Annotated in this window: 19 protein-coding genes and 1 tRNA gene; 9 read left to right on the top strand and 11 right to left on the bottom strand. The window is 64.6% G+C overall.

Features of this window, described 5'->3' with window-relative positions:
- Positions 1-99: 99 nt before the first annotated feature.
- A tRNA-Pro gene (locus I603_RS05990) sits at positions 100-176 on the top strand.
- A 112-nt stretch (positions 177-288) separates the two neighbouring features.
- Here I603_RS05990 and I603_RS05985 read toward each other — a convergent pair.
- The gene (locus tag I603_RS05985; RefSeq protein ID WP_068863070.1) at positions 289-1,494 is read right to left on the bottom strand and encodes a type III PLP-dependent enzyme; all 1,206 of its coding nucleotides are present in this window, start codon (positions 1,492-1,494) and stop codon (positions 289-291) included.
- Positions 1,495-1,720: 226 nt separating this feature from the next.
- A complete protein-coding gene (locus I603_RS05980; protein WP_068863068.1) occupies positions 1,721-2,293 on the bottom strand; it encodes a LemA family protein in 573 nt (190 codons plus the stop codon).
- Between the two features lie 110 nt (positions 2,294-2,403).
- Here I603_RS05980 and I603_RS05975 point away from each other — a divergent pair, with 110 nt between their 5' ends.
- The gene (locus I603_RS05975; protein ID WP_232305259.1) at positions 2,404-3,459 is read left to right on the top strand and encodes a DUF3137 domain-containing protein; all 1,056 of its coding nucleotides are present in this window, start codon (positions 2,404-2,406) and stop codon (positions 3,457-3,459) included.
- Here I603_RS05975 and I603_RS05970 read toward each other — a convergent pair.
- Genes I603_RS05970 through I603_RS05955 form a run of 4 tightly spaced genes read right to left on the bottom strand, consistent with a single transcriptional unit; the run spans position 3,456 to position 7,450 of the window.
- A complete protein-coding gene (locus I603_RS05970) occupies positions 3,456-3,986 on the bottom strand; it encodes a type III secretion system chaperone family protein (protein WP_068863064.1) in 531 nt (176 codons plus the stop codon). The genes I603_RS05975 and I603_RS05970 overlap by 4 nt on opposite strands.
- A gap of 37 nt (positions 3,987-4,023) precedes the next feature.
- Positions 4,024-5,217: a carboxynorspermidine decarboxylase gene (locus I603_RS05965; RefSeq protein WP_068863062.1), complete on the bottom strand. Its 1,194-nt coding sequence runs from the start codon at positions 5,215-5,217 to the stop codon at positions 4,024-4,026.
- On the bottom strand, positions 5,217-6,224 hold the full coding sequence (locus I603_RS05960; protein WP_084439885.1) for a N(4)-(beta-N-acetylglucosaminyl)-L-asparaginase: 1,008 nt from the start codon (positions 6,222-6,224) through the stop codon (positions 5,217-5,219). Before I603_RS05960 ends, I603_RS05965 begins: the two co-directional genes overlap by 1 nt.
- Positions 6,224-7,450 (bottom strand): saccharopine dehydrogenase family protein, encoded by a 1,227-nt coding sequence (locus tag I603_RS05955; protein WP_068863060.1) that lies wholly within the window; start codon positions 7,448-7,450, stop codon positions 6,224-6,226. The genes I603_RS05960 and I603_RS05955 overlap by 1 nt, the downstream gene beginning before the upstream one ends.
- Before the next feature lie 122 nt (positions 7,451-7,572).
- Between I603_RS05955 and I603_RS05950 the strand changes: the two genes are divergently transcribed.
- From I603_RS05950 to I603_RS05930, 5 genes are all read left to right on the top strand, one after another.
- On the top strand, positions 7,573-8,535 hold the full coding sequence (locus I603_RS05950; protein ID WP_068863058.1) for a threonine ammonia-lyase: 963 nt from the start codon (positions 7,573-7,575) through the stop codon (positions 8,533-8,535).
- A gap of 79 nt (positions 8,536-8,614) precedes the next feature.
- Positions 8,615-9,829 (top strand): BtaA family protein, encoded by a 1,215-nt coding sequence (locus tag I603_RS05945; RefSeq protein WP_068863056.1) that lies wholly within the window; start codon positions 8,615-8,617, stop codon positions 9,827-9,829.
- A 2-nt stretch (positions 9,830-9,831) separates the two neighbouring features.
- Positions 9,832-10,464: a class I SAM-dependent methyltransferase gene (locus I603_RS05940; protein WP_169711380.1), complete on the top strand. Its 633-nt coding sequence runs from the start codon at positions 9,832-9,834 to the stop codon at positions 10,462-10,464.
- 71 nt (positions 10,465-10,535) lie between these two features.
- Positions 10,536-10,988, top strand: coding sequence for an MAPEG family protein (locus tag I603_RS05935; RefSeq protein ID WP_068863054.1), 453 nt, complete (start codon positions 10,536-10,538; stop codon positions 10,986-10,988).
- A gap of 10 nt (positions 10,989-10,998) precedes the next feature.
- Positions 10,999-11,433 (top strand): MAPEG family protein, encoded by a 435-nt coding sequence (locus tag I603_RS05930; RefSeq protein WP_068863053.1) that lies wholly within the window; start codon positions 10,999-11,001, stop codon positions 11,431-11,433.
- A 21-nt stretch (positions 11,434-11,454) separates the two neighbouring features.
- Here I603_RS05930 and trxB read toward each other — a convergent pair whose 3' ends face one another.
- A complete protein-coding gene (gene trxB, locus I603_RS05925) occupies positions 11,455-12,429 on the bottom strand; it encodes a thioredoxin-disulfide reductase (protein ID WP_068863052.1) in 975 nt (324 codons plus the stop codon).
- A gap of 55 nt (positions 12,430-12,484) precedes the next feature.
- Positions 12,485-13,288, bottom strand: coding sequence for a tyrosine-protein phosphatase (locus I603_RS05920; protein ID WP_068863050.1), 804 nt, complete (start codon positions 13,286-13,288; stop codon positions 12,485-12,487).
- Between the two features lie 150 nt (positions 13,289-13,438).
- On the opposite strand from I603_RS05920, the gene I603_RS05915 reads away from it, so the two are divergent.
- The gene (locus tag I603_RS05915) at positions 13,439-13,903 is read left to right on the top strand and encodes a response regulator (RefSeq protein ID WP_068863048.1); all 465 of its coding nucleotides are present in this window, start codon (positions 13,439-13,441) and stop codon (positions 13,901-13,903) included.
- On the opposite strand, the gene I603_RS05910 is transcribed toward I603_RS05915, so the two are convergent.
- Complete coding sequence (locus tag I603_RS05910; protein ID WP_068863046.1) at positions 13,900-15,558, bottom strand: acyl-CoA dehydrogenase family protein; 1,659 nt, start codon at positions 15,556-15,558, stop codon at positions 13,900-13,902. The genes I603_RS05915 and I603_RS05910 overlap by 4 nt on opposite strands.
- A gap of 463 nt (positions 15,559-16,021) precedes the next feature.
- Between I603_RS05910 and I603_RS05905 the strand changes: the two genes are divergently transcribed.
- Positions 16,022-19,333 carry a TonB-dependent receptor domain-containing protein gene (locus tag I603_RS05905; protein ID WP_068863044.1) on the top strand — a complete coding sequence of 1,104 codons (3,312 nt, stop codon included), beginning with the start codon at positions 16,022-16,024 and terminating at the stop codon, positions 19,331-19,333.
- A gap of 264 nt (positions 19,334-19,597) precedes the next feature.
- Here the strand turns inward: I603_RS05905 and I603_RS05900 are convergent, their stop codons facing one another.
- Entirely contained in the window at positions 19,598-20,491 is an 894-nt protein-coding gene (locus tag I603_RS05900; RefSeq protein WP_068863330.1) for a DUF1295 domain-containing protein, read from the bottom strand.
- 29 nt (positions 20,492-20,520) lie between these two features.
- Complete coding sequence (locus I603_RS05895) at positions 20,521-21,651, bottom strand: acyl-CoA dehydrogenase family protein (RefSeq protein WP_068863042.1); 1,131 nt, start codon at positions 21,649-21,651, stop codon at positions 20,521-20,523.
- Positions 21,652-21,662: the final 11 nt, after the last annotated feature.

The raw sequence follows: 21,662 nt of genomic DNA, 5'->3' as shown, positions 1-21,662 counted from the left end.
GAGCGCAATTGCCCGCTTGCCACTGTGCTCATCCACACCTATAGGGCGCGCCTTGCCTCGATCCGCACCGGGGTTTTGCCCTTGCGGAGCCGACACGGTCGGGGAGTAGCTCAGCCTGGTAGAGCACTGTCTTCGGGAGGCAGGGGCCGGAGGTTCGAATCCTCTCTCCCCGACCAATTTCCTCCGCTCACGGGCGGTTTTTCCTGACTGGCGTATGCAGAAACGCCGGAGCAACATGGTTGCCCCGGCGTCCTGGTGTTTGGCCGAAACGGTAAGCTCGGGCGCGCCCTAGCGCAGGCTGACCACATTGTCGGCTGCCTCGCGCACGCGGCTGCCGTCGAACAGGCTCATCATCGGCTCGTCCTGCACGATCACCACCTGCGCCGCGCCGAACCCGTTGAAGCCGGTCTTCATCGCCGCGCCATAAGCGCCCAGCATCCCGACCTCGATATAGTCGCCTGCCTGAATGTCCGCCGGAAGTGCAAACGGCCCCTTCATGTAGTCGGCATCGTCGCAGGTCGGCCCGTAGAAGGCGAAATCGCCGTCTTCCTCGATCAGGTCGTCCTCCAGCGCACGCACCGGGAAACGCCATGCCACATGCGCCGCATCATAGAGCGCGCCATAGGCGCCGTCATTGATGTAGAGCTCCTCGCCCCGGCGCTTGTTCACCTGCACGATCATCGAGCTGTATTCGGCCGACAGCGCGCGGCCCGGCTCGCACCACAGCTCGGCGTTGTAGGCGATCGGCAGGGCTTCGAAGTGACGGGCGATAATCGCGAAATAATCTTCCATCGGCGGCGGTTCGAGGCCGGGATAGGCGCTCGGAAAGCCGCCGCCCACGTCGACCATGTCGATCACCACCGATGCCTCGGCAATCGCCGCACGGGTGCGGTCCATCGCCTGCACGAAGGCGAACGGGGTCATCGCCTGGCTGCCGACGTGGAAGCACACACCCAGCCAGTCGCAATGCTGGCGGGCCTGCTGGAGCAGCGCGGGCGCTTCGATCAGGTCGCAGCCGAACTTCGACGCGAGGCTGAGCTCGGAATATTCGCTCGACACGCGCAGCCGGACACACAGGCGCAGGTCCCGCGCGGCCTCGCCGGTTTCGGGATTGCGGCAGGCATCGACGATCTTTTCCAGCTCTTCGAGTGAATCGAGGCTGAAAGTGCGCACGCCGTGCTCGAAATAGGCCTCCGCGATCGCCGCGGTGGTCTTTACCGGGTGCATGAAGCACAGCACCGCCTGCGGCAGCAGACCGCGCACCAGCCGCACCTCGGCAATCGAGGCGACATCGTAATGCGTCACGCCTGCATCCCAAAGCACCTGGATGAGATCGGGTGCGGGATTTGCCTTCACCGCATAGAGCACCTTGCCCGGAAACTTCTCGACAAAGAAGCGGGCGGCCCTCCGCGCAGCATGCGGACGGTTGAGGATAACGGGTTCGTCCGGACGAAGGTCGCGGACTACAGCCTTGGCATCGGGATAGATGTGCAACTCAAGGGACCCCCAAAACGGTTTGTTGAAACCATAAAACGACAAGCTGCCTTGCGGTTTGGAAGTCCCCTTGGGGCAGCGGAAGCGCGCATTTAGGGTCTGGGGGCCAAAATGCAAACGAAAAAAACCCCCGCACGGGGCGGGGGGTCATTTTTTGAAGACTGATCATGCTCTTTCAACGGAGAGCGACGAAATTGTTCCTGTTTTTCTGCACGTTCCGTCGCACTCAGAAGGCGATCCGTGGCACCTGGTCGACGCTGCCCTTCTCGCTGTCGTCGAGCCGGTGGAAGTCCGCCTCGCCGAATCCGAGGAGACCCGCAAACAGCACCGCCGGGAAAGATTCGCGCGCGGAATTGAAGCGGGCGGTAGCCGCGTTGAGCGCGCGGCGGGCAGCGGCCAGCTTGTCCTCGACATCGGCCAGTTCGCTCTGGAGCACCTGGAAATTGGCTGAAGCCTTGAGATCGGGATAGGCCTCGCCAAGCGCAAGCAGGTTGTCGAGCGCGACCCGCAGCTGCTGTTCGCTGCGCGAGGACGGCTCGCCCCGCGCCGCGGCATTGCGCGCCGCGATCACCGCTTCGAGCGTGCCGGCCTCGTGCCCGGCGTAGCCCTTAACCGTCTCGACCAGATTGGGAATAAGGTCATGCCGCTGGCGCAGCTGTGCATCAATATCCGCCACGCCCTGCCGCACGTTCTGCCGCAGACGCACGAGCGTGTTGTAGATGCCGATCAACAGCAGCACGAGAGCAACCGCGATCACAAGGATCGCCGAAGTCCAGAACCAGCCGAGAATATCAACCATGATGCATCAGCTCCCTTTAGCTTGGCGGTCAGCATAGGGCGCAATCGTTAAGGGATTGCACACAAGATCGCGTTAGGGCGCTGAGCATGCGCGCAAATGTCGGACATCTGATGCAAGGGGACCTCGGCCAGTGGCTCGCCGGTCAGACCGGCATGCGCAGCCAGGCCAAGGAGCGCGCCGCCAGCCGCTGGACATGGGCGGCCGCTGGGCTGATGCCGGTGCTGGCCTTCCTGTGGTTCGGCGAAGTGTGGGATTTCGGATCGCGCAGCATTGCGAGCTTCATCGCCATTATCGGCGCGGTCGTGTGGGGCTACCAGCCGATTGCCGAGGCCAAGGAGGCGATCAAGATCGGGATCAATTCCGCGATCGCCGCAAGCCTTGGCATATCCTATTCGCACGAGGTCGAACCGGGCGCGGAATTCGAGGCGGCCAAACGTTACGGGCTCGTCCCCTCGCACCAGCGCGTGCGCTGCGAGGATCGCTGGCACGGCATGCTCGAAGGGCACAGCTTCAACCTCTACGAGGCGCATTGCGAGGAACGCCGCGGCTCAGGCCGCAACCGGCGCTGGGTCACGGTATTCCGGGGGGTGATCATCGAGATGGGCTTCGGGCGACCGTTCCGCTCGACCAGCCTGCTGCAACGCGCGGGCAAGCATCGCAAGTGGTTCGGGCTCGGCAGCGATGCGGACAGTGTCAGCTTCAAGGGTCACCGGCTCGATCTGGTCGATCAGGTCCACCCCGCTTTCGCCGAGAAATTCACCCTGTTCAGCGATGATCAGGTCGAAGCGCGCGTGCTGGTGCATCCTTCCTATATCGAGCACCTGCTGCGGCTGGAGACGGCTTTCGGCGCCAAGGAAATGCGCGCCCTGTTTGCCCGGGGCGATGTCATCCTCGCGGTCGAAAGCAGCAACCTGTTCGAAAGCGGCACGATGAACCCGGACGAGGACCGGATGCGCGCCGAGGAAACCGCCGACCAGATCGCGGCGCTGGCAGGGCTTGCGCTGGCGATCAACCAGAACGAACGCGGCCGGACCATGGGCGAGGCAATCCCCCCCGGTGCAAGCCCCTCCGGCAACCTGCCCCAAGCAGATACGGGCATGCTCGAAAACGAAAGGCCGGTCGCGGCCATGCCGCGCGCGGGCGGCTTTGGCCGAAAGGGACTCTAGGCGCTCGACGCGCCAATGTCCGTCTGCTCCGGCTCGCCGGCAGCCAACGGGTAGGCTTCGGCCACCAGTGCCAGCAAGACCTCCACATTGGCGCGGATGTTCGCCATGGTGACACCCTGGTCGAGCACCACGTAGCGGGTGAAGCCCAGTGACTTCTCCTCGAAATCGACCCACACGTTAAGCGCGGCGAAATTGAGGTTGGTCGCGGCCACGGTCTCGTAGGTCGTGGCCGGCGGCAGATCGAACTGCACCTGCATCAGCACGCCCTGACAGCCGGGCACAACGTCCATGTCGCAGGCAGTGCCGAGCAGGACATAGCGCAGCTGGTCCGGGTTCTCGGCCAGCACCAGAACCTCCTCGCCCTCGCCTTCCTCAAGCACCTGATGGCCCAGAGAGCCGACAATCGCGGCCAGATCGGCCGCGCCGACCGAAGCCTTCACGCGGTCGCCCGCATAGTCCTGTGCACGCGCAGGCGCACCAATCGCGAGCGCAAGCGCGCATGCCGCGATGATCGGAACGAATTTCATAGTGCCTCCCGCAAGCGCCGGCCGGGCGCGCCCGGGTTCAGCTCAGTCGATCCCTGAAATCCTCGTAGTCGAAGCGCTTGATACAGTCGAGCGCATCGGTTTCGCTGTCCCACAGCCAGATGCTCGGCAGCGCCACACCGTTGAAGGTGTTGGTCTTGACCATCGAGTAATGCGCCTGGTCGAGGAAGGCGAAACGCGCCCCGGGTTCGGCGGGCACGGGCAGGCGATAATCGCCGATCACGTCGCCAGCGAGGCAGGACGGCCCGCCAAGGCGGATCGGGATGATCGCGGGATCGGTCAGCTCTCCCAGCATAGCCGGGCGATAGGGCGCCTCGAGCACGTCGGGCATGTGGCAGGTGGCCGAGATATCGGTGATCCCCACCGGCATTTCATTGAAGTGCGTATCGAGCAGCGTGCCGACCAGAATTCCGGCATCGAGCGCCACCGCCTCGCCGGGTTCGAGGATGATCTGGCAACCGGTATCCTCGGCCGCGTCCTTCAGGAATTCGACCAGCTCCTCGCGCTGGTAATCGGCGCGGGTGATATGGTGGCCGCCGCCCATGTTGATCCACTTGAGCTGGTCAAAATACGGCTCGATCGCGTCGAACACGCGGTCCCAAGTCTGGCGCAGCGGCTCGAAATCCTGTTCGCACAGGTTGTGGAAATGGATGCCCTCGATCCCTTCCATGTCTTCTTCTGTGAGCTGGTCGAGCGGATAGCCGAGGCGCGAGCCGGGGGCGCTGGGGTCATATTTGGCGACCTCGCCGGTGGCTACCTGCGGATTGATGCGCAAGCCGACGCTGACCGGCGCACCGTTGGCGGCGGCCTGTTCGAGGATCAGCCGTGCGCGCTGGTGCTGGCCGGGCGAGTTGAAGATCACGTGATCGGAGAGGCGACAGATCTCCTCCAGCTCCTCGGGCTTGAAGGCAGCCGAGTATGTGGCGATCTCGCCGTCGTAGAACTCGGATGCGAGCCGCGCTTCCCACAGGCCCGAGGTCGAAACCCCGTCGAGATATTCGCCGACGATCGGCGCGACCGAGAACATCGAGAACGCCTTCAATGCCGCGAAAACCTTGATATCGGCCCCGTCGGCCGCAGCTGCATCGCGCACACCGGCCAGCACGCGGCAATTGGCGCGCAGCTTGGCGGCATCGACCACGAAGGCGGGGCTGTCGACGCGCGACAGATCGAAATGGGCGAAAGCGCCCGGATCACCTGCTTTGGTTTGCATCAGACCACCGGCACTTTCACATTTCCGCTCGCATCGCGCACAGAATAGCTGAAGCCTTCGGTTTCCCACCCGGCCTGCGCTCCGCCATGCCGGCCGTCCATACCGATCGCCGCCATACCGCCGCCGAACTGGTACCCACGGTCGGTGATCCGCTTGATCGCAGCCTCGCAAGCGAGCTGCGGCGGCATCCCGTGCCGCATAAGCTCGACCGCGTGATAGCATGGCAAAAAGCGCATCATGACATCGCCATTGCCTGTCGCAACCGCGCCGCCGACCTCCTGATCGCCATAGGAGCCCGCACCGGGGATCGGCGAATCGCCCACACGGCCCGGGATCTTGAACTCGCGCCCGTTGGTAGAACATCCGACGCTAAGGTTGCCGTCCGCGTCAACCGCAATGGTGCCGACTGTGTCATGCCCCGGCAAGCCGTCGGGCGTTCCGATAGGCTCCGGATTAAAGGCGTCGGTGGGCTCACCTTTGGCCGCCCATTCCTCCCACCTGGTTTGTGAACGGACATTGGTAAGCGAGGTCTCGGCAAACCCCATGCGCGCAGCAAACCGCGTTGCATCATCACCGACGATCAACGTGTGCTGCGTCTCCTCCATGACCTTGCGCGCGACAGAGATGGCGCGCTTGACCCGCTTCAGGCACCCCACGCCGCCCCAATCATGGGTTGGACCCCACAGGATCGTCGCATCAAGCGTGGTCTCACCCACTTCGTTGGGGACCCCCCCATAGCCTACCCAGTATTCATCGGGGAGCAGCTCGACGTAATTGATGGCTTTCTCAACCGCATCAAGCGCCGAACCACCAGCCGCGATGATCGGCCAACCTTCCTCGTTCGCGCCGGGGCCAAAGTCCCATGTCGTGAGAATGAAGGGGCCGGTTGCTTTTCCGCCGACACCCGCCCCGGCTTGCGCCGAAAGCCGCGTGGTGGCCGCCAACCCTGCGGCAGCCGATGAGGCGCCAATGAACCCGCGACGAGTAAGGATGCTCTTGTCGCTCATCAGAATCCTACCGGCCCGTCCATTTCCTCGACGCTCCACGGCAAACCGTGCGCGTTGAGCATCTCCATGAAGGGATCGGGGTCCATCTGTTCGATGTTGAATACGCCCTCGCCGGCCCACTTGCCCTGCACCATCATCGCCGCGCCGATCATCGCGGGCACGCCGGTGGTGTAGCTGACAGCCTGGTTGCCGGTTTCCTCATAGGCGGCTTCGTGCGAACAGATGTTCTTGATGTAGAACGTCTTCTCGCCCGAGCCATCGAGCGCCTCGCCGGTCGCGATCACGCCGATATTGGTGTTGCCCTTGGTGGTCTCGCCCAGCGTTTCGGGCTTGGGCAGCACGGCGGCGAGGAATTGCAGCGGGATGATGTCCTTGCCCTGATACTTGACCGGCTCGATCGAGGTCATGCCGACATTCTGGAGCACGGTGAGGTGCGTGATGTACTGGTCCCCAAAGGTCATCCAGAAGCGCGCGCGCTCCAGTTCGGGGACGAACTTGGCGAGGCTTTCCAGCTCCTCGTGATACATCAGGTACATGTTCTTCGGGCCCACGGCCTCGAAGTCGAAGGCCACCTTGTTCGACATGGCAGGGGTCTCGACCCACTCGCCACCTTCCCAGTGCCGCGCAGGCGCGGTCACTTCGCGGATGTTGATTTCCGGGTTGAAGTTGGTGGCGAAATGCTGGCCGTGATCGCCGCCGTTGCAATCGAGAATGTCGAGCTGGCGGATGGTCTTGAGCTTGTGCTTCTTGAGCCACATCGTGAAGACGGATGTGACGCCCGGATCGAAGCCCGAACCCAGCAGCGCCATCAACCCTGCATCCTTGTAGCGGTCGTGATAGGCCCACTGCCACTTGTATTCGAACTTGGCCTCGTCCTTGGGCTCGTAATTCGCGGTGTCGAGGTAATCGACGCCCGCTTCAAGGCAGGCGTCCATGATCGGCAGGTCCTGATAGGGCAGCGCGAGATTGACGACTAACCCTGCGCCTGTCTTGCGGATCAGGTTGACCATCGCCGGGACTTCCTCGGCGTCGATCTCGTAGGTCGCGATATCGCGCCCGCAGCGCTCCTTCACGCTCGCGGCAATCGCGTCGCATTTCGACTTGGTGCGGCTGGCAAGGTGGATTTCGGGGAAGATGTCCGGGTTGAACGCCATCTTGTGGACGCAGACCGAGCTGACCCCGCCGGCACCGATGACAAGGACGGTGCTGGATTTTGCTGCCGACATGATAGGAACCTTTCGTTATGCGAATCTTGCGCGTGCCTTAAAGCATTGCCCCGAAAAGTGGGAACCGGTTTTGGGGCAAGGCAAAGCGAGAACCAATTAGTCGAACGCGCCTGAGGGGACAAATGATCCAGGACAATGTCAGAATGCCGACCACCGGGGGCGTGCGCGCAGCCGCCGAGGCTGTCGCCGCGATCCTGCCTCCCACGCCGCTGCTTCCGGTCGCAATCAATGGCGTGCCGGCATGGGTGAAGGCGGAAAACCTGCAACCCATCGGCGCCTTCAAGATCAGGGGCGCGTGGTGGCGGCTCTCCTCGCTCACGCCCGAGGAGCGTAAGGGCGGCGTAGTCGCGGTATCATCGGGCAATCATGCGCAGGGCGTGGCCTGGGCGGCAAAGCGGCTCGGCATCCGCGCGGCGATCGTGATGCCGCATGATGCGCCGCAGGTGAAGCTGGCGAACACGCAGGCGCTGGGGGCCGAAGTGGTGCTTTACCAGCGCCCGGGCGAGGACCGCGACGAAGTGGCGGCGCGGTTGATCGCGGAACGGGGCGGCACGCTCGTCCATGCGTTCGGCGATCCGTGGGTGATCGAGGGGCAAGGGAGCGCCGCGATCGAGATCGCCGCGCAGCTCGGACACGCGCCGTCGCGGATCATCGCCTGCTGCGGCGGCGGCGGGCTGGCGGCGGGGCTGGCGCTGGGCGCGCCAAACAGTGCGATCCACCCCGTCGAGCCGGTGGGCTGGGACATGGTCGGGCAGGCGATGGCGGCGGGCGAACTGGTCCATGCCGCGCCGGATGCGCCGAAGACGATCTGCGACGCGCTCCAGCCCAATATAACCAAGCCCCTGAACCTCGCGTTGCTCAAGGGACGCGCCGAACCGGGCGTGAGCGTGACCGACGCCGAGGTGCGCGAAGCGCAGCGCTTCGCCTTTGCGCAGCTTCACCTCGTGGTCGAACCGGGCGGCGCGGCGGCGCTGGCGGCGGCGCTGGCGGGCAAGGTTCCGGTCGATCCGGACACCGTCATCATGCTGACCGGCGGCAATGCCGATCCGGCGGCCTTCGCGGCGACCATCACCGGCACCGATTAGCCTGTGGAAAGCGTAACACTGCCGACATGCAAGGGCCATATGACCGCCGCCTGACGCTACGGCAAAGGACAAGGCGCGCATGGCAACTCAGGCAAAGCGGATCATCGAGGATGCGGTGGTCCGCAAGGACGCGGGGCTTGGCGACAAGCTGCTCGACAGGGCCTTCGCCCTCGCCTTCAAGGGGCTGGTCTATGCCCAGATCTGGGAAGATCCGGTGGTGGACATGGAAGGCCTTGCCATCCAGCCGGATTCGCGCGTGATGTGCATCGCCAGCGGGTCCTGCAACGCGCTGTCCTATCTCACCGCGAACCCTGAAAGCGTGACCGCGGTAGATCTCAACCGCGCGCATGTGGCGCTGGGCAAGCTCAAGATCGCGGCGATCCGCCATCTGCCGAACTACGAGCGCTTCCACCGCTTTTTCGCCCATGCCGACCACAAGGAGAATGCGGAAGTCTACCGGACCATGATCGCGCCCCACCTCGACGCGGAAAGCCGCGCCTATTGGGAAAAGCGCGACATTCGCGGCCGCAGGCGCATCTCCTATTTCACGCGGGGCATCTATCGCCAGGGATTACTCGGCAATTTCATCGGGTTGGCGCACGTCTTTGCGAGACTTTACAAGATCGACCTGTCACGGGTTCTCGAAGCCTCGACGCTGGAGGAACAGCGCGAGGTGTTCGAGCGCGAGCTGGCTCCGGTATTCGAGAAGAAGTTCATCCGCTGGCTGACCGATCAGCCCGCCTCGCTGTTCGGTCTCGGTATCCCGCCCGCCCAGTTCGAGCATCTGGCGGGCGATGAACGCATGGCCGAGGTGCTGCGGCGGCGGCTCGAAAAACTCGCCTGCGATTTCGCAGTCAAGGATAACTACTTCGCATGGCAGGCCTTCGGGCGCGGCTATGACCGTTCGGAATCCGCGCCGCTCCCGCCCTATCTCCAGCGCGCCAACTGGGAGGCGATGAAGGAGCGGGTGCAGCGGCTGGAGGTTACCCGCGTGAATATGGTCGACTGGATCGGCGCGCGCGAGGAGGCCAGCATGGACCGCTTCGTGCTGCTCGATGCGCAGGACTGGATGAACAATGCCCAGCTCGATGACCTGTGGAGCCGCATCACCCGCGCCAGCCGTCCCGGCGCCCGCGTGCTGTTCCGCACCGCTGCCGAGCCGAGCCTGCTGCCCGGGCGGCTGGACGATGCGATCCTGTCCAGGTGGCGTTATCTCGACGAGGTTTCGGCCGATTGCACCCGCCGCGATCGTTCATCGATCTATGGCGGTGTGCATGTCTACGAGCTGGTCTGAGCATGGCGACCACCTCCCACGCCGCGCTGATGGACGAGGTCTATCGCGGGCAACGTCATATCTATGATTTCACACGCAAATATTACCTTTTCGGGCGTGACACGCTGATCGAAGGTCTGGCGGCCGCACCGGAGATGCGGGTGCTCGAAGTCGCCTGCGGCACCGGACGCAATCTCGCCAAGGTGGGCAAGGCCTGGCCGGGAGTGCGCTTGTTCGGGCTCGATATCTCGGCCGAAATGCTCAAGAGCGCGCGCGCGGCGCTGGGCGGCGAGGCGCGACTGGGCGAAGGCGATGCCTGTTCGTTCGACCCGCAAAGCCTGCTGGGAGAGCCCGCGTTCGAACGGATCGTGCTGTCCTATTCGCTCTCGATGATCCCCGATTGGCAAGGCGCGATGGATCATGCCGCCGGGCAGCTGGCAACGGGCGGAGAGCTGCACGTGGTCGATTTCGGCGACCTTGAAGGGCTGCCAGACCCCCTCCAGACCCTGCTTAGAGGCTGGTTGGCGAAGTTTCACGTGAAACCCAGAACCGCCTTGCCCGCCGTCGCCGCCCGTATCGCGGCAGCGCGCGGCCTGTCGCTCGAAAGCCGGCGCGGGCCGCTCGGTTATTTCCAGCTGCATGTCCTTCGCGCCTGATGGGTTGCATTTGACAATCCATTGCCGCTTGCGCAGTTAGGCGCGACAGGCTTTCGACAGGGGATCAATCGATGCAGGCCCAAATCCTCGCGCCCGCCGCCGTGCTGGTGGTCTGGACGCTGGTCGTGCTCATGTGGATCATTCCGGCGCGCTTCGGAGCGATCGCCAAGCTCGACAAGTCCGCCCTGCCTGCCAAGCAGGGCGTGCGCGGCAGCGACCTGGAAGGCGTGATCCCCGACAAGGCCAACTGGCCCGCGCACAACCATACGCACCTGCACGAACAGCCGACGCTGTTCTATGCCACCGTGCTGATCCTCGCGGTGGCCGGTCCTGCGGCAATGGATGTGACGCTGGCTTGGGCCTATGTCGCGATCCGGATCGTCCATTCGCTCTGGCAGATCCTCGTCAACACCATTCCGGTGCGCTTCGGCCTGTTCCTGCTCAGCACCTTCGCGCTGATCGCGCTCGCTATCCGGGCGGTGATCGCTACCCTCCTGGCCGACCCTTCCGCCCTTCCCGCTTGAGGACAAACCAATGATCGGAATGGACATTCTTCAGCCGGTCGTCGCGCTTCTGGCGTGGACGATGGTGATGTGGCTGTGGATGTATGCGGTGCGATTGCCTGCGCTGACCGCCTCGGGGCTGAAGCCCGACGATGCGCGCAATACCAAGGCGCTCGACGAGAAGCTGCCGGCCAAGACCCAGTGGCCCGCGCATAACTACAACCACCTGCACGAAGCGCCCACGCTGTTTTACGCGGTCGCGATCGTTCTGGCGATCATCGGACAAGGTGACGGGTTCAACACGGTGCTGGCCTGGGCCTATGTCACCTTGCGGATCGCGCATTCCATCGTGCAGGCGACGATCAACAAGGTGGCGCTACGCTTCGCGCTATATGCGCTGTCCACCATTGTGCTCATGGTGCTGATTTTCCACGCCGCGATCCCGGTATTCGACATCCACATATAGGAAGCCGCGGGCAGCGGAAGGCTACTCCGCCGCTTCGGCCTGCCGGGCGCCCGCGTGCTGGCGTGCCGCGAGGAACCGCTCGCCATCGAGCGCAGCCATGCAGCCCATGCCCGCCGCCGTCACCGCCTGGCGGTAAACGCGATCGGTCACGTCACCAGCGGCGAAGACGCCGGGAATCTCGGTGTTGGGCGTGCCGGGTTCGGTCAGCAGATAGCCGCCCTCGTCCATCGGCAGCTTGCCCTTGAACAGCTCGGTCGCGGGCGCGTGGCCGATCGCGACGAAGGCCCCGTCGACCTCAAGCGTCGATGCCTCGCCCGTCACCGTATCCTTGAGCGCGAGATGGTGGAGCATTCCCCCCTCGCCCGCCTCGAAGCTTTCCACCGCCTTGTTCCAGAGCACGGTAATCTTGGGATTGTTGAACAGGCGTTCCTGCAGGATCTTCTCCGCCCGCAAGGAATCGCGGCGGTGGATCAGCGTCACGTCGTCGGAATGGTTGGTGAGGTAGAGCGCCTCTTCCACGGCGGTGTTGCCGCCACCGATCACCGCCACCTTCTTGCCGCGGTAGAAGAACCCGTCGCAGGTGGCGCAAGCAGACACGCCCTTGCCGCCCAATTCCATCTCGCCCGGAACGCCAAGCCACTTGGCCTGCGCGCCGGTGCAGATCACCAGCGTCTCGCCGATATATTCATCGCCGCTATCGCCGATGGCACGGAACGGGGGGCCGTTGTCCAGATCGACCGAGACGATCGTGTCCCACATCATGCGCGTGCCAACGTGCTCGGCCTGCGCCTTCATCTCCTCCATCAGCCACGGGCCCTGCACCACGTCGCGGAAACCGGGGTAGTTCTCGACATCGGTGGTGATGGTGAGCTGCCCGCCGGGCTGAAGCCCCTGCACCACGATCGGCTCCAACATCGCGCGCGCGGCATAGATCGCGGCGGAATAACCGGCCGGGCCGGAGCCGATGATGAGCATCTTGGTGTGATGGGTGGCCATGATGTTTGCCTCTTGTGAATTCAGGCCCGCGATATGGGGCCGGCCGGCCCGATTGTCACGCCACAAGGCGCGCGCGCAGGCGTTGTTTCCTTGCCTCGTCCACACCTAAATGCGTGGCGAGGTAGGTGTCGATCGAGCCGTGATCGCGGGTGACCTCGGCAAAATAGGTGTCGATATATTCGGGCAGCACACCCATCAGGTTACGCAGCGCCTCGGGCTCTATGCTGCCATAGTGGGCCTCCATGCGAGGGAGCGACTGGCGTTCCAGGATCGCGCGGGTGGGCGCGTCGTTGGTGCGCAGGAACTCGGCCACCACATCGTCGCGATGCACGCCGAGCACATGCAGCAGCAGGCTCGCGGCGATCCCGGTGCGGTCCTTGCCCGCAAAGCAATGGACAAGGCTGCCCCCGTCACGTTCGTCAAGTGCGGCGAAATAGCGGCTGAACATCGCGATCATCGCGGGGTTGACCGGCATGCGGGTATAGACCGCCAGCATCCGTTCGCGCGCTTTCCGGGGGGTCATGACGACCTTGCCGCCCCCGCCTTCATGCGGCGGGGAATTGCTGGTCTCGCCCTCGTGCGCGATCACCTCGGCCGCGAAGGAGGGATGGCGGCGGCAGGGAAAGCCCGCGCGCTCGCTCGCGCCCCGCAGGTCGATGATGGTGCGGATGTCGAGCGCGTGGAGCAGGTCGAGATCGGCATCGCTTGCCTCCATGTGCTGGCCCGAACGGAACAGCAGGCCCGTGCGCACCCTGCCCCCGCCCGGCACGGCATAGCCGCCATAATCGCGCAGGTTGTGGATGCCCTCGGTCGGCAGAAACGGCGAAACCTCGGCGGCAGGAGAAGTGTCACGAATCATCGCTGGCGACACTGGCAGCGCCCGGTGACAGGGGCAAGGCGCGAGCTCCGGGCCCGGGGCTAGGGGCAATTGCGGAGGTCACTACAAAGCCGCCCTTGAGCATGGGATGGTTAACCCGAAGCCATAACGCAGACCAACGAAAGGCCCCCAATGGCCCGCATCCTTATTGCCGATGATGACGAGCTGGTTGCCGAACTGGCGAGCGAGGTACTGATCGACGCAGGACACGCCTGCGGCTGGGTCACCAGCGCCGAAGCCGCGTGGAAGTGCATCGGGCACAAGCGGCCCGATATCCTGCTGCTCGACCAGACCATGCCGGGCGAATCCGGCCTCACACTGCTGCGCCGCCTGCGCCAGTCGGAGCGCTTCTATGATCTGCCGGTCATCATGTTCACTGCCATGAACGGCGCGGCAGACGAGGCGCAGGCGATCTATGCCGGCGCGCAGGACTTCATTCGCAAACCCTTCGATGCCTCCATGCTGGCGCGCCGCGTGGCCCGAATCGTCAAGTTGCGCGGCAATCGACCGCGCCACGTCGACCTCAAGACAGCCCTCGCGATCGACAGCGGCATGGTGCCGCAGCCCCGCATCGCAATGCCACGCCGGATGGTCTAGGCGGCCCTCGCCTGCGATTGCGCGGCCAGCAGCCCGCGCCCGATCACCTGCGCCTGGATCTCGGCTGCGCCTTCGAAGATATTGAGAATCCTTGCATCGCACAGCACCCTGCTGATCGGGTATTCTAGCGCATAGCCATTGCCGCCGTGAATCTGCACCCCATTATCGGCCGCCGTCCATGCGGTGCGCGCGGCGAGCAGTTTCGCCATCCCCGCCTCGATATCGCAACGCGCCTCGCGATCCTTGGCGCGCGCGGCCTGATAGGTCAGCTCGCGGGCCATGACGATGTCGGCGGCCATCAGGGCCAGCTTGTCGGACACCCGCGGGAAAGCGCTGAGCGGTTGACCGAACTGCCTGCGCCCCATCGCATAATCGAGTGCAAGGTCGAAGGCGTTCCACGCCACACCCACCGCGCGCGCGGCAGTCTGGATTCGGGCGCCCTCGAAAGTGCGCATCAGCTGCTTGAACCCCTGCCCCTCGCGCCCGCCGAGCAGGCCGTCAGCCGCGACAACGAACCCGTCGAGCCCGAGCGCATATTCCTTCATCCCGCGATAGCCGAGCACTTCGATCTCGCTGCCATCGATCCCGGCATCGGGGAACGGATCGGACTCCGTGCCGCGGGTCTTTTCAGCGAGCAGCATCGACAGGCCCGCATAGCCCGGGCTGGCCTGATCGGTGCGTACCAGCATTGTCATCAGGTCGGCGCGCGCGGCGTGGGTAATCCACGTCTTGGCGCCCGTCACCCGCCAGCTGCCGTCAGCCTGCCGCGCGGCCCGGGTGCGCACCGCCGCAAGGTCGGATCCTGTATCAGGCTCGGTGAACACTGCGGTCGGCAGGCAGGAACCATCAGCGATGCGGGGGAGGAAATGCGCCTTCTGTTCGGGGGTGCCGTTATGGGTGATCAGCTCGCCGGCAATCTCCGAACGGGTGCCGAGGCTACCTGCACAGATCCACCCGCGCGATAGCTCCTCCGAGACTACCGCCATAGCCAGCTTGCCGAGCCCGAGGCCACCATGCTCTTCGGGGATGCACACCCCGAACACGCCGAGCTCGGCCATCTCGGCGATCACCGCGTCGGGAATCAGCGCGTCGGCAAGGTGCCAATGATGGGCAAAGGGCGTAATCTGCTCGGCGGTGAAGGCCCGGAACTGCGCGCGCACAAGATCGAGCGTCTCATCCCCCAGCGCCTCGTCAGGTCGCGCGCCCTCGGCCAGCAGTGCTACAAAGGCGGCGCGGGTTTCGGCGGTGCTGCCGTTAGCCAGAAAGCGCGCGACCGCAGACTCGGCCGCCAGAGCCGCAGCCTCGTCAGCGCAGCCGAACGCTGCCGGGCGCACGATTTCCGATGCGCTCATCGGGAGCCCGTGGACCAGTTGGGCCAGCACCTCGCCAAAGCCGATGCACAGCGCCAGTTCTTCCGCCTGCGCAAAGCGCCCGCCAGCCGCAGCCCGCGCGGCCCAGTCGGCGGTCGCTTCGAGAGCGGCGAGGCTGGCCGCCGCCCATGCATAGCCATGCACTGCATGCTGTTCGCGTTCCAGCAGCCCTGCATCGGGGACGCCCATAGGGGCGACTTTGGCCGCAAGCCCGCTCCGCACCGTCTCGCAATACCGCCGCGCCGCCGCAATCGCGCGGTGCGCCTCGTCGATCCATTCACTCATGAGGTGGTGCTAGCAGAGCGAGGCTGGCGAGGCGAACCCGCAAAATGGGACGGGCCGCCGGGGGCCGATACCGCCTGTTGCAATTCGGTGACACCTATGGCGCAAAAGCCCCGATGCGATCCGGGATGCGACTCTCGCAGGGTTGAGAAACAGGAACGACTGCGTCATTCTCACCACGAACTATCTGCAAAGCTGCGCATAAAGCACAGCAGAGCGGGTCGGGGGCGAAAACAGGCTTGGGCACGAATCCGGCCGACGTCTTGTGCAGGAAGAACCAACAACGGGTCCCGCAGGGCTCCGCAGGCCATTTTCGCCTCGGATTCCGGCATGGCCCGATAACGAAATGCTGCGGGTTGCGTCTGCGATCCGTGGGTCACTGTCTTGATTGTCAACGCGAGGACACACAATGCGTTATATGACACATGCCCGCCAAACTTCTTCGTTAAGCGCGCTCGCTGCCGCGATGCTCGTTTCTGCCCTGGCGCCTTCGGTTGCCGCGGCGCAGGACAGCGTCTCCGGCAACGGCGCCGAGGCCGAACCCGAAGAGGCCCAGATCGTCGTCACCGGGTCGCGCATCGCTACCGACGCCACCACCTCCTCGGCGGGTCCGGTCCAGGTGCTCACTGCCGAGCAGCTGAAGCGCACCGGCGAGATCGATATCACCCAGACGCTGCGCGAACTGCCCGCACTGCAGGGCTCCGATCCGGCCAACCTTGACACGGCGCAGGGCCTTGCCCTGTCGGGGGCGAGCACGCTGAACCTGCGTTCGCTCGGCTCGAACCGTACGCTGGTGCTGCAGGACGGCCGGCGTCACGTGCCCGGCATTGCCGGCACCGCGACAGTCGACGTTGGCTCGATCCCGCAGGCGCTGATCCGCGAAGTGCAGGTGCTGACCGGCGGTGCGTCGGGCGTGTATGGCGCGGACGCCGTTTCGGGCGTCGTCAACTACATCACCCGCAGCGGCCGTGATTTCGACGGGCTCGAATACCGCGTCCAAACCGGCATCAGCGACGAAGGCGATTCCGAGGAAATCTTCGCCTCGGTCGCCGGCGGCGGATCGTTCCAGGATGGCCGCGGCAGCGCCGTGTTCGCGGTGGAGTATTCGAAGAACGCCGGCATCCTCGCCGGCGACCGCGATTTCGCCGCGGGCCCGGGTTACTCCATTTTCGGTCAGAGCAACGACTTCCTGAACGAGCAGCTCGGCCTTGCTCCGGGAACGGAAAACGCCTTCATCCCTGATCGCAGGCTTCCGGTTTCCAGCTCGGCGGGCATTATCGCAATCGGCGGTTTCCCGTTCGACCGTTTGGCTTTCGGTCCGCGGGTTGCCTCCAACTTCCTGCCCGGCACCAGCACGGTCCCGACCTTCCCCGGAACCAACATCCCGATCCTGCAGATCATCGATCCGCAGACCGGAGAGCTGCGGGCCTATAACCCCGGCATCTCGACCAGCGCCTTCAATGCCAGCGGCGGTGACGGCATCTTCACGGGCAACGCCCCGGGCCTGACGCTTATCCCCGAGCAGACCCGCGTCGTTGCTGCTGGTGGCGTGGATTACCAGATTACCGACACGCTCACCTTCTTCGCCGACGCAAAGCTCGCCTATGTCGAGACGAGCAACATCGATGGCATTCCTTTCGCTGACGACCTGTTCCTCGCCGGCGACAACCCCTTCCTTCCCACGACCATTCAGGATCAGCTTGTCGAAACGGGCCGGTCTTTCGTCGGCGTGGCGCTCGACAACCTTGCGTCGGATACCGGCCGCGGCACCGATATCGAGCGCACGACCATCCGCGCTTCGGGCGGGCTGCGCTGGGAAGCGCCCGAAAGCAACGTCAACTTCGAGGCCAGCTACAGCTGGGGTCGCACCGAGGTGAACGACACCAACCGCCGGACCCGCCTCAACGACCGCTATTTCACCGCGTTCGATGCTGTTGCCCTGACGCAGGACAACATCGACGGCACCGATCCGGTGTTCAACTTCACCAGCGGTTCGGGAACCCTGAAGGCTGTGCGTAACGGTCAGGACATCGAGATCACCTCGGGCACCGCACAAATCGGCGACATCGTCTGCCGTGCGGAAGTTACCGGCCTGCCCTCGCCGTCCAACGCGCCGTTCCTCGTGGGCGGTCCGCCGATCTACAACGATGGTGTCGTCATCAACGGTACCGATGTCAGCGGCCTTACCCGCCCGGTGACTTTCCAGATCGGTGACGGCAGCTGTGCTCCGCTCAACCTGCTGGGCGACTTCGCCAGCCAGGGCGCCGCGCTCGACTTCGCCTTCGTGGACATCAACCAGAAGACCGTCATCGAGCAGCAGCAGTTCCTCGCGGTTCTGGCCGGTGACACGGAGCACCTGTTCGAGCTGCCGGCCGGCCCGATCGGGTTTGCCGCGGGCTTCGAATGGCGGCGCGACACCTCGCAGTTCACCCGTGACAGCTTCGAGTCGATCGAGGCCCGCGTGGTCGAAAACAATGCCGCACCGCTGTTCAACTCGCCGCTTAACGGCGAAGGGATCAGCGTGTGGGAACTGTTCGGCGAAATCCGCGTGCCGATCCTTGCCGACATGCCTTTCGTCCACAATCTCGAAGTCACCGCAGCGGGCCGTTATTCGGACTACAACACGATCGGTTCGACGGAGACCTACTCCTTCGGCGCGATCTATGCGCCGACTGACTGGCTGAGCTTCCGCGGCACGCTTTCGCGGGCCATTCGCGCGCCCAACATCGGCGAACTGTTCGCACCGCAATCCATTGCCACCATCGGCGTGGACGCGGACCCGTGTGACGATGGCAACATCAACAACGGCTCCAGCAACCGTCCCGCGAACTGTGCGCAATTCGTGGTGCCCGGCTTCGACTCCTCGCAGTTCCTGACGGCGTTCTCGACCGGGACGACGGGCGGCAACCCGCTGCTTTCGGAAGAAACCTCGGACAGCTACACTATCGGCGCGATCTTCCAGCCGCGGGGCATTCTGGGCGGCGCGCTCGACAATCTGGTGGTGCTCGTCGACTACTACGACATCGAGATCACCGACGCGGTCGGCAGCCTTTCGGGCGCGGCGATTGCGGCGGCCTGCGTCGACCTGCCTTCCATCCAGAACCAGTTCTGCGACGCGATCGAGCGCGATCCCAATCGCGGCGGCGCCATCGTCGGCTTCACCTCGGGCAACATCAACCTTCAGGTGCTGCGTGCCCGCGGTATCGACTTCGAGACGCGCTATTCCTTCGATGCGCCGTTCGGGGATGGTGACTATGGTCGCTTCACCCTGAGCGCGGCCGGCACGCACTTCCTCGAGCGCTTCACCGAGGGTGATCCCGTGATCCAGCAGACCATCGCCGACGAGCCCGATCCGCTCCAGCAGCAGCTGCTGATCGCCGACCAGGCAACGGTCAGCAATCTGCTCGGTGTGGTCGGCGTTCCCGACTGGATCGTCAATTTCGGCATCAACTGGGAAGTCGACAAGTGGAACATCGGCTGGCGTACGCGCTGGGAAGACTCCACCTTGCAGGTCTCGAATGCGGCAGCGACCGACGTCGAGATCGTCGGGGGCGAAGTGGTCGTGTCGCCGAATGTCGGCATCCTCGACCGCAGCCAGCTGTTCACCGGCGACGGGTTTGAACACGACATTACCGTCAGCTACGATGTCTCGGACAAGATCCAGGTCTATGGCGGCGTGAACAACCTAACCGATACCGAACCCTTCCTCGGCAACCTGACCCGCCCGGTCTCGCCGCGCGGCAGGTTCTTCTTCCTCGGATTGTCGGGCTCTTTCTAAGACCGACACAGTCCTGTCGAAAATCGGGGGGCGCAAAGGCACCAGCCTTTGCGCCCTTGATTTATCGTTAAGGTAAGTGGGGGCGTTGACCCGACAGGTGACCCCGGACCTTGCAAGAGCCGGCAAGCCTATGCGGTTTAACCCGCAGCCCCCGTTCCCTTCGTCCGATGCGCGCCGCCCGGTCATCGTGAGCGGGCGATACGAAAGCGAAACGGCGGAGCAGCAGGGGAGCCGCTCCGCCGGTTTCATTCGTCCCCGTCAGCGTCAGCCGCGCGGCAGACGGGGGAACAGCACCGGGGTGCGCGCGCGATAGGCTTGATAAGCCGGCTCATCGCCCCAACGCTTCCTGGCGATGGCATCAAGCAGGTTGATCCCGCTCACCTTCGTCAGAAGCAGGGTGACAAAAACCGGCGAGAACACCACAAGCCAGCTCCAGCCCGAAAGCATTGGAAGGGCAATCACCAGAATGCCCGTCCACAGCGTAATCTCGCCGAAATAATTGGGATGCTGCGACCAGGCCCACAGGCCAGAGGTGATGAAACGTCCCTTGTTCACCGGATCGGCCTTGAAGCGGCGCTTCTGGTCATCGGCGACAACCTCGAAGGCGAAACCCACCACCCACAGCGCGGCCCCCGCCCAGAAAAACGCATCGAGCGGCGCGCGCTCGGGCGCGGTGATGATCACCAGCGCGGCCGAGGCGGTGAAGATCACCCAGCAGGCCTGCAAAGTCCACGCCACCAGAAAGCGCGGCGGGTTCACCTTGATCTTCTCGAAGCGAACATCGGTGCCGCCCGCAGCGTGGATGCGGGTGAACAGGAAGCTGCCCAGCCGGATCGTCCAGAGCGCCACCATCCCCGCCACCACCACGCGGCGCGGATCGAGCGATCCGTTGGCCTCGATCGCCGCCGCACAGGCCAGCGCGATCACCGTCAGATAGGTCAGTGCGCCGGTGGTGTCGTAGAAGCGGTCACTCTGGAACAGCGCCGCCGGAATGAAGGCGAGCCAGTTCACCGCGAAGGCGACGAGAGCGCACAGGAACACCGCAGGGACGCCCGAAAAGACGACGCTCCCGCTGCCCGCGCCCCAGGCAAAGGCGAGCCCGATAAGCGCAGCAATCACTGCTATGATCAGGCTGCGCCCCGCATGTTCGAACGACATGCCATTGTCCGCCATGTCTCGCCCCGTCGTCAGGACAGCGCCACGTGGCGCTTCAAGTGATGATCGACATTGCCGAACTCGGAATCGAAGATCGTCAGGCGCTTGAAGTAGTGGCCGATGGCATATTCGTCGGTCACCCCGTTGCCGCCGTGGATCTGCACCGCTTCCTGGCCGATCAGGCGTGCGGCCTGCCCCACCCCGACCTTCGCCGCGCTGACAGCCTTCTTGCGCTCGACCTCGTCGCTGCCCAGGCGCAGGGTAGCAAGATAGGTGAGCGAGACGGCCTGTTCGTAGGCGGTGTACATGTCGACCATGCGGTGCTGGAGCACCTGGAACTTGCCGATCGGCACGCCGAACTGCTTGCGCTGGCGGCTGTACTCCACCGTCATTGCATGGGCGACCTTCATCGCTCCGCAGGCCTCGGCGCACAGCGCTGCGATGGCATCGTCGGTAACCAGCTCAATCAGCGCCAGCCCCTCGCCCTCGACACCGATCAGCGAATCCACGCCCACCGCGACGTTCTCGAAATAGACTTCCGAAGCGCGGCGTCCGTCGACCGTGACATAATCGCGGGTGGTGACGCCGGGCGTATCCTTGGCCAGCACGAAGACCGATACGCCGCTGCGATCGCGCCGCTCGCCGCCGGTGCGCGCGGTGACGACGAGGTGGCTTGCCCAGGGCGCGCCGATCACGACTGCCTTGTGGCCGTTGAGGACATAGCCCGCGCCGTCCTTCTTCGCAGTGGTTTCGAGATCGGCATAGTCATAGCGTCCGCGCGGTTCGGCATAGGCGAAGGCGAAGACGGCGCTGCCCGAAACGATTGCGCCGATATGCTCTTCCTTCTGCGCCGCCGTGCCGCCGTGCTTCAGGAACCCGCCCGCGCAGACCACGGTGGGGATGAACGGCTCGACCACCAGCCCCTTGCCGAACTCCTCCATGATGACCATCGCATCGACCGCGCCCCCGCCGAAGCCGCCATCAGCCTCGCTGAAAGGCATGCCGAGGATACCCAGCTCAGCCAGCTGCGCCCAGACTTCGGGCCGCCAGCCTTCGGTGCTGGCGATAGCCTTGCGCCGGGTTTCCCAGTCGTACTGCTCGCGCACCAGCCGCGAGAGGCCGTCGCGCACCATGTCCTGTTCTTCGGTGAAGTTGAAATCCACGAATTCTCTCC

The sequence above is a fragment of the Erythrobacter dokdonensis DSW-74 genome (genome assembly GCF_001677335.1).
GTDB lineage: Bacteria > Pseudomonadota > Alphaproteobacteria > Sphingomonadales > Sphingomonadaceae > Erythrobacter > Erythrobacter dokdonensis.
This window is presented reverse-complemented; position numbering and strand designations above follow the sequence as displayed.